The organism is Micromonospora sp. NPDC005171, assembly GCF_040608575.1.
Lineage (GTDB): Bacteria > Actinomycetota > Actinomycetes > Mycobacteriales > Micromonosporaceae > Micromonospora.
The window spans coordinates 56,071-69,825 of sequence record NZ_JBEXIM010000021.1; the positions used below are offsets into that span (position 1 = coordinate 56,071).

Sequence of the window (13,755 nt, forward strand, 5' to 3'; positions counted from 1 at the left end):
GGGTCAGCGGCTCAGCGCAGGTCGGCGGCGACGAACGACCAGAGTTCCAGATCCACCCGGCCGCCGCTGACGAAGCCGGCGTTACGCAGCAGACCCTCGTAGCTGAACCCAGCCTTCTCGGCGACCCGACGCGAGGCCAGGTTGCCGGGTGCCACCCGCAGCTCCACCCGTTGGAAGCCGTGCTCCAGGATCAGCGCGATGGCCACCGCGTCGACCGCCTCGGCGGCGAAGCCGAAGCCCCGCGCGTGCGCCGCCATCGCGTAGGAGATCTCGGTGAGGCGGGCGCCCCAGTCGGTACGCCGGGTCCACAGCGAGCCCACCACCTGGTCGTCCTCGCGCCGGACCACCGCGTAGTGGTCGCCCTCCCCGCTGTCGCGGCGCTGCCGGGCCAGATCGGTGCACCAGGCCAGCCCGTCGATCGGGCCGGAGTCGTCGGGCAGCGGCAGCCAACGCCGGGTCAGCTTGTCGACGAAGATCTCCCCGGCCGCCGCCGCGTCGGCCGCCGTGAGCTGACGCACCTCGGTACGCGGGGTGGAGACGGTCAACGCCGGGAATCGGCGCACCGCCACCTGACCGATCACACCGACACCCCGCCCGGCTGGGCGGGCACCACCTCGCTCGTCGGGTCAGCCGCCGCCGCGGCGACCAACCGGGCGGCGGTCGCCGGATGGCTCGCCCAGTGCAGGGTGAGCTGCGAGGCGTGCACGTTGCGCCAGACGAAGCCCTCCGGCGAGCCGCCGTCCCAACTCCAGGCCGGGCGCTGGCCGGCGCGGGGGGTGAGCACCGCGCGGTGGGCCTTGTGCCCGACCAGCACCGTGCCGGTGGCGGCGACCACGCTGTCGGTCTGGGCGGTCGCCTCCCGGTAGCCGGCCACCACCCCTTCCCGGCTGACCCCGACCGCGTCCAGGACACCGCACATTGGCAGCCCGTCCAACTCCCGGGCCAGCCAGAGCAGGCCGGCACCCTCGGCGATCACCGGACGCCCGGTCCGCGCCAACTCGGCCACCGCGATGCAGAGCCGCCGGTTGGCCGACAACTGCTCGGCGTACGCCTCGGGCAGCGCGCCGCCGACGACCAGCGCGCGGGTGCCGACCGGCAGGGCCTCGTCGCGCAGCGGGTCCAGGACGACGACCTCGGCGCCGGCGGCCCGGAGCAGTTCGGTGGTCTCCGGGCCGCTGAAGCTGCCGCCCGGCCCACCGGCCACCGCCACCAGGGGCCGGTTCGCCGGGGGTGTGAACGCGCCCAGGGCCTCCTCGGGAGACCAGGCCGGCGCCGGCAGCGGCGGGGCGGAGCGGGCCAGCCCGAGCAGGTGTTCCAGGTCGACAGTGGCGGCGACGGCCTCGCCCAGCCGGCGGACCGCACGGACGGCGTCGGCCGAGTTGTCGACCACCGGCGCCACCCCGTGCCGCCGCGACGGCAGCACCGCCGGCAGGTCCTGGCGACGCAACGCGCCGTAGACCGGCACTCCCACGTCGTCCAACGCCTCGCGCAGCATCCCCTCGTGCCGCGACGACGCCACCCGGTTGAGGATCACGCCGCCGAGCCACAACTGCTCGTCGTACGAGCGGAACCCGTGCACCAGGGCCGCCACCGACTGACCCATCGCGGCCACGTCGACAACCAGCACCACCGGGCTGCGCAGCGCGGCGGCCGCGGCGGCCGTGGACTCCTGCTCGGGATGGCCACCGACCGAGTCGTACAGCCCCATGCTGCCCTGCACCACGGCGAGCTCGGCGCCGGCGGCACCGTGCGCCACCAGCGGGGCGAGCCGGTCGAGGCCGACCAGTCGGGGGTCGATCGCCCGACCCGGCCGACCGGAGGCGAGACCGAGGTAGGCGGCATCGACGTGGTCCGGCCCGAGCTTGAACCCGGCGACGTCGACCCCTCGCTCAGCCAGGGCGGCGAGCAGCCCGATCGCCAGCGCGTTCTTACCGTGCCCGGAGGACGGCGCGCTGAGCACCAGGCGCGGCACGACGGTCATCATCGACTCCTCGCGAGCGGCGGCGGGTACGCGACGGGACGACCGAGGCCGATCCGTCGGCGTGACGATACCCGCCCGGCTGGAGGCGCGAGCACCGCCAACCGGGGTGGACGGTCCGGCCCTGGCCGGGCCCCGGGGCGTCGGTCCCGGCCCGTTCGGCCCGGTCCAGGTCAGTGGCGCCGGTCATACGAGTAGCCTCGGTGCCGTGTACCGGTTCCTGCTGAGCCCACGCTGGCTGGGCGCTCTCGCGCTGACCCTGGTCGCGGCCGCCGTGATGGTGTTCCTCGGCAACTGGCAGCTGGACCGCTACCGGGGGCGCACCGAGGTCAACGAGCGGATCGACGCGGGCCAGCGGATGGCCCCCGCGCCGCTCGCCGACGCGCTGCGCGCTCCGACCAGCGGCGCAGGGACCGCCGGTCCGGCCCCCGCCGAGGACAAGGTCTGGACCCGGGTCACCGTCACCGGCCGGTACGACCCCACGAACACCGTGCTGGTGCGTGGCCGGACGGTGGACAGCCGGGTCGGCTTCGAGGTGCTCACCCCGCTGGTGCTCGCCGACGGCACGGCGCTGCTGGTGGACCGGGGCTGGATCCCGCCGGCACCCGGTGGGGCGACGGCCCAGCCGTCGGTGCCGGCCGCGCCGACCGGCGACGTGACAGTGGTCGGCCGGGTGCACGAGACCGAGAGCGCCGCCGGAGCGGTGACCCGACGCGACGGGCTGCTGGAGATCCGGCGGATCGGGGTGTCCCGGCTGGCCGGCGAGCTTCCCTACCCGGTCTATGGCGCCTACCTGCTGCTCGACGAGCAGACCCCGGCCGCCGATCCGGTGTTCAAGGCGGTGCCGGTCGGGCACGCCAACAACTGGCAGAACTTCGGCTACGTCGTGCAGTGGTGGCTCTTCGCGGTGATGGCTCTCTTCGGCTACGGCTGGGTGGCCCGTCGGGAGGCCCGCCGGGCCGCCGGCATCGGCATCACGCCGGCTCCGCTGGACCGGGCCGCCGAACCGACGCCTACCGCTTCCGCCTGACCTCGCCCCGTCAGCCACTCACCCGGCCGCCGTGGATGGCGCGGACCGCGTCGATGGTGTCCGCCTCGGCGGCTGACTTGTCGTCGCGATAGCGCACCACCCGGGCGAACCGCAGCGCCATCCCACCGGGATAGCGCGAACTCGTCTGCACCCCGTCGAAGGCGATCTCCACCACCTGCTCGGGCCGGACCCGGACCACCCAGTCCCCGCGTTCCACGGCGAGGCCCAGGAACCGCTCGGTCTGCCACCGCAGCAGCTCGTCGGTGAGCCCCTTGAACGTCTTGCCGAGCATGACGAAGTCGCCGGTGCGTGGGTCGCGGGCACCCAGATGCAGGTTGGACAGCCAGCCCTTGCGTCGGCCGCTGCCCCACTCGACGGCGAGCACCACCAGGTCGAGGGTGTGCCGCGGTTTGACCTTGACCCAGGCGGCGCCACGCCGACCGGCGTCGTAGGGGGCGTCCGGCGCCTTGACCACCACGCCCTCCTGCCCGGCGTCGAGCGCGGCGGCGAACGCGGCGGCGGCCTGCTCCGGATCGTCGACCTCCATCCGCCCGACCAGCAGCGACGAATCCACCGAACCGGCGAGGGCCTCCCACCGCTCCCGGCCGGGAAGATCGATCAGATCCTGGCCGTCGAGGTGCAGCAGGTCGAAGAAGTACGGGGTGAGCACCGTCGCGCCCGTGCTGGCGGCCGCCGCGAGCACCGCCGGGGCGACAGGTGTGCGCCCGGTGGTGCTGGGGGTGGTGCGCCGGGCGGCCCGGCTCGACGTCTGCTGGAACGGCAGTGGGCGGCCCGTCTCGTCCAGCCCGATCGCCTCACCGTCGAGGACCAACTCCCGGCCGGGCAGGGCACGGACCGCGGCGACCACCTCGGGCACCCGGGTGGTGATCTCGTCGAGGCTGCGGGTGAACACGGCGATGTCGGCGCCCGAGCGGTGCACCTGGATGCGGATGCCGTCGAGCTTCACGTCGACCACCGCCGGAGTGCCGGTCGCGGCGAGCGCCTCGTCGACCGAGGGGGCGCTCTGCGCGAGCATCGGCGCCAGCGGCCGGCCGACCTGCAGACCGAACCCGGCCAACTCGGCGGCCCCGCCGGCCAGCGCGGCCACCGCCACCGCCCGGAGATCACCGGCGAGCAGCAGCGCCCGGCGGACCGCCGCCACCGGCACCTCGGCGGCCCGGGCCACCGCGTCCGCGAGGAGCCCGGCCTGGGCGCCCTGCCGTAACTCGCCACTGAACAGGCCGGTGAGCAGGCGCTGCTCGTCGGCCGTCGCCGCCGCGTAGAGGGCACCGAGCAGCGCCCGACGCCGGGCCTGCGAGCCCGAGCCGTGCACTGCGGCGATCTGCGCGATGGCCGCGTCCACGGCGGCCACCGTCAACGTCGGCTCGGCTGCCGGTGGCGGCAGGTCACGCAGGCTCGCGTAGCCGACCCCGGTCTGCCGTTGGCGCAGCTCACCGGCGAGATAACCGGCGCCGGGCTCGACCTCGCCGGGGTCGAGCCGGCGCAGCGCGTCAGCGAGCAGCTCCACCTTCGCCCGTCGACCGCTGGTGGCGCCGACGGCGGCGGAGGTGGCTGCCAGATCGAGGAACCGCACGCAGCTCATCCTGCCAGTCACCTCCGACACCGCCCGGGCATTGCCGTGCCCGGGCGGTGTCGGCAGGGTGCCGCCCACTCACGTGGACGACGGATCAGGGCATGAAACCGGCCCTAGGCGGAGACGGGCTCCTCGATGCGCAGCCCTCGGGCGCGGACCTCGCCGGCGACCCGGGAGAGCACCGAGTCGAGGGCGACCAGGGCGGCGGAGAGCTCGCCGAGCTGTTCGTTGAGCGTGTCCTCGGACCACGCGGAGACATCGACATCTCCCAGCGCGCTGACAGCGGCCCCCAACCGGGCCATCACCTCGTTCGTACTCATGTACGAAAGGCTATAACAGCTGACCATCCGACACGCCGTAAACTCCCAGATCAGGCCCAAAGTTGCCGTTCTGATGCCTAACTGCCGGCCGCCGCCACGTTGCGCAGGAGCAGCGCCTCGGCGAGGCAGACCCGGGCGAACTCCCCCAGGTGCAGACTCTCGTTCGGGCCGTGCGCGCGGGCGTGCGGGTCCTCGACACCGGTCACCAGGATCGCCGCCTTCGGGAACATCTCCTGGAAGGTGGCGATGAACGGAATCGAGCCGCCGACGCCGATGTCCACCGAGGCGGTGCCGTCCCAGGCGGTCCGGAAGGCCGAACGGGCGGCGTCGAACATCGGCCCGGACGCGTCGATCACGCACGGGTCGCCGTCGTGTTCGAAGGTGACAGTCACCTGCGCGCCCCACGGCGCGTGCTGCTCCAGGTGCGCGCGCACCGCCGCGTACGCCCGCTTGCTGTCGTCGCCTGGGGCGAGGCGGATGCTGAGCTTCGCCTTCGCGGCCGGGACCAGGGCGTTCGGCGCCTCACCCGTGGACGGCGCGTCGACACCGAGGATGGCCAGCGCCGGCTTGGTCCAGAGCCGGTCGGTGATCCGGCCGGTGCCGATGAACTGCACGCCCTCGGCGAGCCCCGCCTCGGCCCGAACCCGGTCCTCCGGGTAGTCGACGGCGGCGCCCTCCCGGCCGACCAGGCCGTCCACGGCCACGTCGCCGGCGTCGTCGTGCAGCGTCGCCAACAGCCGGACCAGCGCGGTGAGCGCGTCCGGCACCGCACCGCCGAACATGCCGCTGTGCACCGCGTGGTCCAGCGTGCGCACCTCGACGAAGCAGTTGACGATGCCGCGCAGCGAGGTCGTCAACGCCGGTACGCCGATGTCCCAGTTGCCGGAGTCGGCGATCACGATGACGTCGGAGGTGAGCTCGTCGCGGTGCTCGGCCAGCAGTTGCTCCAGCGAGTCGGAGCCGTACTCCTCCTCGCCCTCGATGAAGAGGACCACGCCGACCGGCAGCGCGTCCCCGTACGCGCGCAGCGCCGCGACGTGCGCCATGACGCCGGCCTTGTCGTCGGCCGCGCCCCGGGCGTAGAGCCGGCCGTCCCGTTCCACCGGCTCGAACGGGTCGGACTCCCACAGCGACCGGTCGCCGACCGGCTGGACGTCGTGGTGGGCGTAGAGCAGCACGGTGGGCGCTCCGGGCGGGGCGGCCCGACGGCCGATCACCGCCGGCTGGCCGCCGGATCGCACGATGTCGACATCCAGGCCACAGCCGCGCAGCAGCTCGGCGACCGCCTCGGCGGAGCGTTCCACGTGCGAGTGATCGAAGCCCTCGAAGGCGATGCCGGGGATGCGGACGAGGCGCTCCAGGTCGGCCCGGACGCCGGGCATCTCCCGCTCGACGGCGGCCCGCACCTCGGACTCGGACATGATCGGTGAGGTCATGACCGGCATCGTATGCCGGCCTTACCTGGGCGTGCCGGCGGAGCCCGTACCAGCACCGCTGTCCGCGGGGCCGGTGCCGGCCCGCGCGCCGGGGGCGGCCCGCCCGGCGCGGTGTGCCCGGCCGGCCGCTTCGGTGGCGGCGTCCATCCAGGAACGGGCCCGGCCAGCGGTGCCACCCACCCACTCGCCGACGTCGCTCGCGCCGTCGCCGAGCCGGCGCAGCAACCCGACAAGTGGGTCGGTGGACCGGCCGAACTCCTCCCGGTACGACTCGGCAGCCGCCTTGATCTCCTCGGAGACGCTTGTCGAGCTGTCCTGCTCGCGGCGCGGATAGTCCCCGGCCAACACCTGCCCGTACGCCCCGGAGTCGATCCACTGGCGCAGCTGCGCCGCCCGCGCCACGGGCGTCGGGTGGGTGCTCCACGCCGTCATCCGGATCTTGTGCAGGCTGTCGCGCAGGTCGCCGCCGCCGGCGTACTCGGCGGCCTGCTCCAGGAAGGCTGTGGTGTCGACCTGGGTCAGGTCACCGCCGCCGGCCAGCTTCATCAGCAGCCGCAGCGCGGCGGCCGGGTCCTGCCCGGCGAGCAGGCCGGCCCGGTCGGCGGAGAGCTCGGCCTTACGCCACCACTCCAACATCGCCGCGATGATGGCCCGCAGCGCGATCGCGCCGACCGGCAACCAGCTCAGGTTGGCCGCCCAGCGGGTGAGGATCATCAGCATCGTCTTGTAGACCGCGTGCCCGCTGCCCACGTGCCCCAACTCGTGGCCGAGCAGGCAGCGCAGCTCGTCCTCGTCGAGTTGCTGCACGCACGCGGAGTTGAGCACGATGAACGGCCGCTCCAGCCCCACCGCCTCGGCGCCCAACCAGGGCGACTGGGTGACGTACAGCTCGGGCAGCTCGGCCACGTCGAGCGCCGCCGCGGCCTCGGTGTAGCGCTGCCACACCGCCGGGTACTGCCGGTGGTCGACGCGGATGCCGGAGGCGAGCACGGACAGCCGGAACCCCCGCTCGTTCCACATCCCGAAGAACGCCCGCACCACGTCGTCGAAACCCCGCAGCTCCCGCAGCGCGACCAGGGCACCCCGGTCGGCCGGATGCTCCCAGGCCCGCGAGCTGATTCCGGTGAGGGTGATCCGACGCCGCGCTGGCGCGTCCGCTGCCGTCATTGTGGCTCCCCGTTCGCCGTAGCTCCCCGCATCGTGCCGCAGTCGGTGGCCGACGTCCACGCCCTAGCGAAGCCGCACGTAGTACCGGTCCGCGTCGTGCGGGAGGGTCGGTGCGCCATCGACCAGCAGGTCGACGTGGGTCGCGGTCTCGTCGACGGCGAAGTGCGCCCGCTCCCCGTCATGCCAGCGGCGCAGCTCGGGCAGGATTTCCGGCCCGTCCCGGTCGACCGCGCGAGCCAGCCGCAGCGACGCGGGCGCGGTGACGAACACACCCAGCGTCAGCTCCGGCCGGACGACCGCACGGGCGGCGCTGACCCCCTCGACCACCAGCACCGGGGCCACCGGCACCGGAACCGGCCGGGGCAGAAAGCGTCGCCGGACCCAGCTGTACCGCCGGTAGGCGCCCGGCTCCCCGTTGCGCAGCGGGGCGAGCACCCCCTCATCGAGCCGGGGCCAAAAGGTGACCTGGTCGTCCCATCCGTCGAGCAGGTCGTCGGTGTGCACCACCGGCGGTCGGCCGCCGAGCGGCCCCGCCAGGGCATCCGCGAGCTGCGCGGCGAACCGGCTCTTACCCGCGCCGCTCGGCCCGTCGACGGCGACCAGCCGGGTCCGCCCCAACCGCGCCGGGCCGGCGAGCACCCGACGAGCCAGTTCGGCGTACGCCTCGACGACCGCCACTGTCGGCCCGCCAGTCTCCGGGTTCAGCCCAGCCTCCCGTGGTGCATGCCCGAAGTATGCCGCCCCCATTGCTGGGCAGGGTGATCGACTCGGGTTCATTGAAGCCGCGGTGTCCCTGTCGGCGGGAGACCGCGACATCACCGAGGCCGTGTCGATCATGCCGGGTGCGCGGCCAGGGTGAGCCACTGTGACACGTCCGGCTGACCGCCCTGGCCGGCCACCGTCACGTCCGGGGGAATTGGGGCGGCGACGGGTGACGGGCGGCCCGTTCGCCGCCCGGGGTGCCACCGAATCGGCATGATCGGGTGGTGCTCCGAGACGTGATGAGCCCCGGTATCGACGCCCTGCTCGAACAGGCCCGCGCCGGGCTGCACCGACTGACTCCGCAGCAGACCGTCGAGGCGGTCCGCGGCGGTGCGTTGCTTGTCGACACCCGTACCGAACTTCAGCGCCGCGAACAGGGCGACCTGCCGGGCGCTGTCGTCATCGACCGGACCGTCCTGGAGTGGCGCCTCGATCCGGCCAGCGCCTGGCGGATCCCGGAAGCCACCGGGTACGACCGGGAGATCGTGCTGGTGTGCCGGCAGGGCTACAGCTCCAGCCTGGCCGCCGCCAGCCTGCAGACCCTCGGGCTGCGCCGGGCCACCGACATGATCGGCGGAATGGACGCCTGGCTCGCCGCCGGCCTGCCCACCACCGACCGCCCCGCCGACATCCGTCCCTGATTCCCGCCACCCTGCCTCTGGAACCCATCTCCGGCGGGCAGCCGGCTCAAGATCGCGCTCGATCCAGGAAACAGGCCCCTCCCCGCGCGGACGAGGCCCCTGCAACAAAGATCGAGCACGATCATGCGCGGTCCCCACCCGCACCCTCCCCAGGGGACGGTGCGCCGGTCAGGACGGGGCGCCGGGTGGGATGAAGGGGAGGCCGGCGGGTGGGCCAGCCTCGATGAGCCGCCAGAGGGCATCGGTGTCCAGATGTTCCTCGACCAGGTCGCCGAGCAGGTCGAGTGAGCGTTCCCGGGCGGCGGCGAAACTGGTGGCCGGTGCGACCCGGAACCCGCGGCGCCCGGCCAGACGAGCCACCTCGGTGAGGAACCACCGGCGGAACCCGTCGGACTCGAACGCCCCGTGCCAGTGTGTGCCGTGCACCGCGCCGAGCACCGCTCCCTCTCCGACACCGTCGTCGCCGGTCAGCAGCGGGGTCAGGCTGGGGTCGGCCTGTGAGACGTACCCGTGGTGGATCTCGTAGCCCCGCACCGGGAGGCCACCGGGGCCGGTGCCCACCGACTGCCGGACGGTCTTACGCGCATCGAAGGTGATGTCGATGGGCAGCAGACCGAGCCCCGGCACGCTGCCCTGCCGACTCTCCACCTGGTCGTGGATGGCGCGGCCGAGCATCTGAAAGCCGCCGCAGAGGCCGAGCAGGGGCTTGCCGGCCGCCACATGGGTGGCCGCCGCGTCGGCGAGCCCGGTTTCACGCAGCCACGCGAGGTCGGCGACGGTGGATTTGGAGCCAGGCAGGACGACCAGGTCGGCGACTGCCAGTTCGGCCGGTTCGATGGTGAGGCGTACCCGGACGCCCGGCTCGGTGGCGAGCGCCTCCACGTCGGTGGCGTTGCTGATCCGGGGCAGGCGGACGACGGCCACGTCCAGCCATTCGTTGCCGTGCGGGGCGGCCGGTCGGCCGAGCACCCGGCCGTAGGCGAGTGAGTCCTCCGCGTCGAGCCACAGGTCCAGGGCCCAGGGCAGCACGCCGTACGTGGGGCGGCCGGTGACCTGACGCAGCATGTCCAGACCCGGCTGGAGCAGCCCGAGGTCGCCCCGGAACTTGTTGATCACGAAACCGGCGATAAGCGCCTGGTCGGCCGGGTCGAGCAGGGCCACGGTGCCGAACATCGAGGCGAAGACACCGCCCCGGTCAATGTCGCCGACGACGATGGTGGGCAGGTTGGCGTGCCGGGCCAGCCCCATGTTGACGTAGTCGCCGGCCCTCAGGTTGATCTCCGCGGGGCTGCCGGCGCCCTCGCAGATCACCACGTCGTACGCCTCACGCAGCTCCGCCAGGGCGGCGTACGCGGTCTCGGCGAGCCGGGGACGTAGCTGCCGGAAGGTGCCGGCGGTGATCGTGTCGACCGCCTCGCCCAGCAGCACCACCTGACTGGCCAGGTCGCTGCCCGGCTTGAGCAGCACCGGGTTGAACCGCAGGTCGGGCGCGAGCCCGCACGCCGCGGCCTGCATGGCCTGGGCGCGCCCGATCTCGCCGCCGCGCCCGTCGGGCCCGACGACCACCGCCGAGTTGTTCGACATGTTCTGCGCCTTGTACGGCGCGACCTTCACGCCCTGCCGGTGCAGCCAGCGACAGATGCCGGCGGTGAGCACGCTCTTGCCAGCGTCGGAGGTCGTGCCGGCCACCAGCAGCCCGCCGCTCACCGCCCGCTCCCCCGCCGCGCCCCAGCGTCCCCGGCCACGGCGGCCAGCCCGCGCCCGCCGACCCCCGCGATCAGCCCTCGTCGGCCCACGGCACCGACAAGTGCACGCCTGCTCACCGCACCTACCAACCGGCCGAGGGTCACCGGGTACGCGGCGGCCAGCCCGACCGCGGCCAGCCCCACCGCACCGGAGATCCGGGCGGCCCGCTTCAGGTGCCGCGCCTCCGGGCGGGGACCGTCGCCGAGGAAGGGCCGCACCTCGGAGCGCCCGAAGTAGACGTTGCGGCCACCGAGGCGGACCCCGAGCGCACCGGCCATCGCCGCCTCGCACTGACCGGCGTTGGGGCTCGGGTGGTCGTTGCGGTCCCGACGCCACACCTGCCAGGCGCGCTGGCGGTCCCCGTGCGCGACCGGCGCGACGGCGATGGTGAGCAGCCCGGTCAGTCGGGACGGCACGAGGTTGAGCGCATCGTCCAGCCGGGCGGCCGGGGTGCCGAACCGCGCGTAGCGCGTCGACCGGTGCCCGACCATCGCGTCGAGGGTGTTGGCCGCGCGGTAGCCCAGCAGCCCGGGCAGGCCGGCGACCGCACCCCAGAGCAGCGGAGCGACCACCGCGTCGGAGGTGTTCTCCGCGACCGACTCGACGGTGGCACGGGCCAGTTCCGATTCGCCGAGCGTCGACGGGTCCCGTCCGCAGAGGTGACCGAGGCGTCGCCGGGCAGCGGGCAGGTCACCGCCGCGCAGCGTCCGACCCATGACTGTCGCCTCGTGCCGGAGCGTGCGGCCGCCCAGCACGGTCCAGGTGCCGGCCGCCACGAGCACCGCCCGGGTCACCGGCCGGTGCCGGGTGGCCGCCGCGGCGACCGCCCCGAGCAACACCGGCCCGCCGACGGCCAGCGCGGTGAACGCCGTACCCGCCGTTCGGTCCGGCCGGTAGAGGCGGCGCTCCAGCGCGCCCGCGGCCTGCCCGAAGCCAGCCACCGGGTGCCACCGGCGGGGGTCGCCGAGCACCCTGTCCAGCGCGTACCCGGCCAGCAGCCCCACCGCGTTCGCCATCGGCGCTGTCCGTCGCACCCGCACCACCTCCGGCCGGCCAGCCTAGACGAGCACCCCGTGAACCAACCCAACCCACGGTCCCGCACCGGCAACGAGAACCCCTGGAGAGAAGCGGCAGGCCAGGCCGCTGACGCCCCGTCACGCGGGGTGACGGCGCTGGTCACGCCGCCACCCCGCCCCCGTCGTGCCGCACCGCACGGCGCGCACCACGCCGCGCCGTGTTTTGGTGCCGTCCGGCCGCAACACCCACGACCGATACGGGACCTCAGCCAGCTCGACCGCCGCCCGGCCCGGGACGGCCGAGCCGATCGGCGAGCACCTCCGCCGCCCCGTCCGCCGTGGCGAGCCCCGCCGACCCGGACACCGGCACGCCGTCAGGCCGGCTGCGGGATCCGGCCCCGGCCACGCCGCCCTCGACCGGGCTGCGGCGGCTCCGGCTGCCCCTCGTCGGGCACCGGCCCCAACTCGATGTCCAGGTCACCGTCGGGGTTGTCGTCCTCCGTCTCGGGCGGAGGTGCCAACTCGTCGTCGAGACCCGACGGGACGTCGACCTGCCCGACCTGCCCGCCGCTCGGGAGCGCACCGCCGTCCCCGAAGACCCCGCCGCCCAGGGAGAGCCCGCCGCTCGAGGTGCTGTCGTCGTCCTCCGGGACGTTGCCGAACGGGCTGGTGCGCAGCTCGGCGTAGTCGGGGAGCTCGAAGTCGTCGTCCAGCGGACGGTCGTCGGGCAGCACGGGTGCCTGCCCGGCCGGCACCGGCTCGGTGGGCTCGCCGTGCACCCGACTCTCGGCCTCCGCGTCCTCCACGGTGCTTGTCGTCATGCTCGGCCGGTTGCGCAGGAACCGTGCCCGACCCCGGGACAGGTCGTGGCCGACGGCGACCGCCTCCAGCTCGTAGAGCGTGCGGTGGTTGCCGGCGTCGTCGGTCCAGTCGCGGGTGTAGAGCCGCCCGCAGACCACCACCGGATCGCCAACCATGACGGAGGCTGCCACCCCCTCGGCGAGCTTGCGCCAGCAGTTGACGCGGACGCGAAGGGAATTGCCGTCGACCCACCGGCCGCTGTCCCGATCGAGTCGGCGGGCGGTGGAGGCGACCTTGAAGTTGGCCACCAGGGTGTTGCTCTGGGTCGTACGCCGCCACTCGGGCGTAGTCAGCACATTGCCGACGATTGTCACGTAAGTGTCGAACATCGTCCCTCCAGGGGGATCGGGGCCTGCCAGCGCGAGTCGACTCGACACCGAGCATCGACACTGAGGGCACCTGCCGCGAGCGCCGATCCCCGGCCTGTGGACGACGGACCCACCTGTGGACAACGCCCTGATCACGCTCGGATGTGGTACGCCCGACCCGCTCGACGCGCCGTCCACGGTTTCCCGGTCCGCCTGAACTGGGTAAGGACTTGATCAACGCACCACCGACAGCTCCACGTCGACGAGAGGTCAGCGCCATGACGATCACTACCATCGGCTCCGCGAACGCTTCCGAGGCGCAGCGATGAGCGCCGTGGCGAACCCGGCCACCGTGGCCGAGTGCCTGCGGGTGGGCGCCGGGTTCTCGCAGGGCGACCGCAACTGGATCGCCGAGCAGTTCGCCACCCTCGACGCCAGGCTGGCCAGCTTCCACGCCGACGCCACCGAGCTTGAGGTGTCGGTGAAGGACCGCGAGGCGCGCGGGCAGAAGGTCACCCTGGAGTGCTGGATCGCCGGTCGGCAGAAGATTGTCACCACCTCCGCCGAGGAGGACCTGCACGCCGCCCTCAACGACGTCCGCGACGACCTGCGGCGTCGGCTCAACGACGCCAAGACCCGCCAGGAGCCCCGGCACAACAAGCACCTGCGCGACCTCCCCCAGCCGCAGCTGGGGAACGACGAGTCCGAGGACCCGGCCGCCCGCGCCGACGCGGAAACGGCCTGACCCACGACGCCCCGCCCCCGCGATCTTTCACTTTCGGCTCCCGAACCAGCGGCTGTCGCCCGTTATGCCGGGACAGAAAGTGCAAGATCGCGGGGCGAGCAGGGCGCGCCGGGGCGCGCGGGGCCTGCGGGGTGAGCCAGGCGTGGGCTAC

At 73.9% G+C, this 13,755-nt stretch carries 13 protein-coding genes; 3 read left to right on the plus strand and 10 right to left on the minus strand.

The features are described from left to right. Positions 1-11: 11 nt before the first annotated feature. On the minus strand, positions 12-581 hold the full coding sequence (locus ABZU74_RS22620; RefSeq protein WP_355427130.1) for a GNAT family protein: 570 nt from the start codon (positions 579-581) through the stop codon (positions 12-14). Then, positions 578-1,981, minus strand: a complete 1,404-nt coding sequence (locus ABZU74_RS22625) for a cobyrinate a,c-diamide synthase (protein ID WP_355427133.1) — start codon at positions 1,979-1,981, stop codon at positions 578-580. The genes ABZU74_RS22620 and ABZU74_RS22625 overlap by 4 nt, the downstream gene beginning before the upstream one ends. Positions 1,982-2,186: 205 nt before the next feature. Here ABZU74_RS22625 and ABZU74_RS22630 point away from each other — a divergent pair, with 205 nt between their 5' ends. After that, entirely contained in the window at positions 2,187-3,008 is an 822-nt protein-coding gene (locus tag ABZU74_RS22630; protein WP_355427136.1) for an SURF1 family protein, read from the plus strand. Between the two features lie 10 nt (positions 3,009-3,018). On the opposite strand, the gene ABZU74_RS22635 is transcribed toward ABZU74_RS22630, so the two are convergent. The 5 genes from ABZU74_RS22635 to ABZU74_RS22655 form a co-directional block, all read right to left on the minus strand. Next, a complete protein-coding gene (locus ABZU74_RS22635; RefSeq protein ID WP_355427139.1) occupies positions 3,019-4,611 on the minus strand; it encodes an ATP-dependent DNA ligase in 1,593 nt (530 codons plus the stop codon). Between the two features lie 104 nt (positions 4,612-4,715). Further along, complete coding sequence (locus ABZU74_RS22640) at positions 4,716-4,922, minus strand: hypothetical protein (RefSeq protein ID WP_030333429.1); 207 nt, start codon at positions 4,920-4,922, stop codon at positions 4,716-4,718. Between the two features lie 77 nt (positions 4,923-4,999). Further along, positions 5,000-6,343, minus strand: coding sequence for a dipeptidase (locus tag ABZU74_RS22645; protein WP_355427245.1), 1,344 nt, complete (start codon positions 6,341-6,343; stop codon positions 5,000-5,002). Positions 6,344-6,379: 36 nt separating this feature from the next. Beyond that, positions 6,380-7,525 carry a M48 family metallopeptidase gene (locus ABZU74_RS22650; RefSeq protein ID WP_355427142.1) on the minus strand — a complete coding sequence of 382 codons (1,146 nt, stop codon included), beginning with the start codon at positions 7,523-7,525 and terminating at the stop codon, positions 6,380-6,382. Positions 7,526-7,588: 63 nt separating this feature from the next. Beyond that, a complete protein-coding gene (locus tag ABZU74_RS22655; RefSeq protein WP_355427145.1) occupies positions 7,589-8,272 on the minus strand; it encodes a hypothetical protein in 684 nt (227 codons plus the stop codon). Positions 8,273-8,526: 254 nt separating this feature from the next. On the opposite strand from ABZU74_RS22655, the gene ABZU74_RS22660 reads away from it, so the two are divergent. Then, on the plus strand, positions 8,527-8,928 hold the full coding sequence (locus ABZU74_RS22660) for a rhodanese-like domain-containing protein (RefSeq protein ID WP_355427248.1): 402 nt from the start codon (positions 8,527-8,529) through the stop codon (positions 8,926-8,928). Positions 8,929-9,096: 168 nt separating this feature from the next. Here ABZU74_RS22660 and ABZU74_RS22665 read toward each other — a convergent pair whose 3' ends face one another. The 3 genes from ABZU74_RS22665 to ABZU74_RS22675 all read right to left on the minus strand — a co-directional run bounded on the left by ABZU74_RS22665 (position 9,097) and on the right by ABZU74_RS22675 (position 12,880). Next, positions 9,097-10,635, minus strand: a complete 1,539-nt coding sequence (locus tag ABZU74_RS22665; protein WP_355427148.1) for a cobyric acid synthase — start codon at positions 10,633-10,635, stop codon at positions 9,097-9,099. Continuing rightward, the gene (locus ABZU74_RS22670; protein WP_355427251.1) at positions 10,632-11,690 is read right to left on the minus strand and encodes a cobalamin biosynthesis protein; all 1,059 of its coding nucleotides are present in this window, start codon (positions 11,688-11,690) and stop codon (positions 10,632-10,634) included. Before ABZU74_RS22670 ends, ABZU74_RS22665 begins: the two co-directional genes overlap by 4 nt. A 374-nt stretch (positions 11,691-12,064) precedes the next feature. Continuing rightward, positions 12,065-12,880 (minus strand): single-stranded DNA-binding protein, encoded by an 816-nt coding sequence (locus ABZU74_RS22675; protein ID WP_355427151.1) that lies wholly within the window; start codon positions 12,878-12,880, stop codon positions 12,065-12,067. Positions 12,881-13,184: 304 nt separating this feature from the next. Between ABZU74_RS22675 and ABZU74_RS22680 the strand changes: the two genes are divergently transcribed. Next, a complete protein-coding gene (locus ABZU74_RS22680) occupies positions 13,185-13,604 on the plus strand; it encodes an HPF/RaiA family ribosome-associated protein (protein ID WP_355427154.1) in 420 nt (139 codons plus the stop codon). The last annotated feature ends 151 nt before the right edge of the window (positions 13,605-13,755 follow it).

Bases quoted from the DNA above. Each gene is read 5' to 3' on its own strand.
- ABZU74_RS22625 (WP_355427133.1), bottom strand. From the start codon at position 1,981: ATGACCGTCGTGCCGCGCCTGGTGCTCAGCGCGCCGTCCTCCGGGCAC.
- ABZU74_RS22635 (WP_355427139.1), bottom strand. From the start codon at position 4,611: ATGAGCTGCGTGCGGTTCCTCGATCTGGCAGCCACCTCCGCCGCCGTC.
- ABZU74_RS22640 (WP_030333429.1), bottom strand. From the start codon at position 4,922: ATGAGTACGAACGAGGTGATGGCCCGGTTGGGGGCCGCTGTCAGCGCG.
- ABZU74_RS22645 (WP_355427245.1), bottom strand. From the start codon at position 6,343: ATGTCCGAGTCCGAGGTGCGGGCCGCCGTCGAGCGGGAGATGCCCGGC.
- ABZU74_RS22650 (WP_355427142.1), bottom strand. From the start codon at position 7,525: ATGACGGCAGCGGACGCGCCAGCGCGGCGTCGGATCACCCTCACCGGA.
- ABZU74_RS22655 (WP_355427145.1), bottom strand. From the start codon at position 8,272: ATGGGGGCGGCATACTTCGGGCATGCACCACGGGAGGCTGGGCTGAAC.
- ABZU74_RS22660 (WP_355427248.1), top strand. From the start codon at position 8,527: ATGAGCCCCGGTATCGACGCCCTGCTCGAACAGGCCCGCGCCGGGCTG.
- ABZU74_RS22670 (WP_355427251.1), bottom strand. From the start codon at position 11,690: ATGGCGAACGCGGTGGGGCTGCTGGCCGGGTACGCGCTGGACAGGGTG.
- ABZU74_RS22675 (WP_355427151.1), bottom strand. From the start codon at position 12,880: ATGTTCGACACTTACGTGACAATCGTCGGCAATGTGCTGACTACGCCC.
- ABZU74_RS22680 (WP_355427154.1), top strand. From the start codon at position 13,185: ATGAGCGCCGTGGCGAACCCGGCCACCGTGGCCGAGTGCCTGCGGGTG.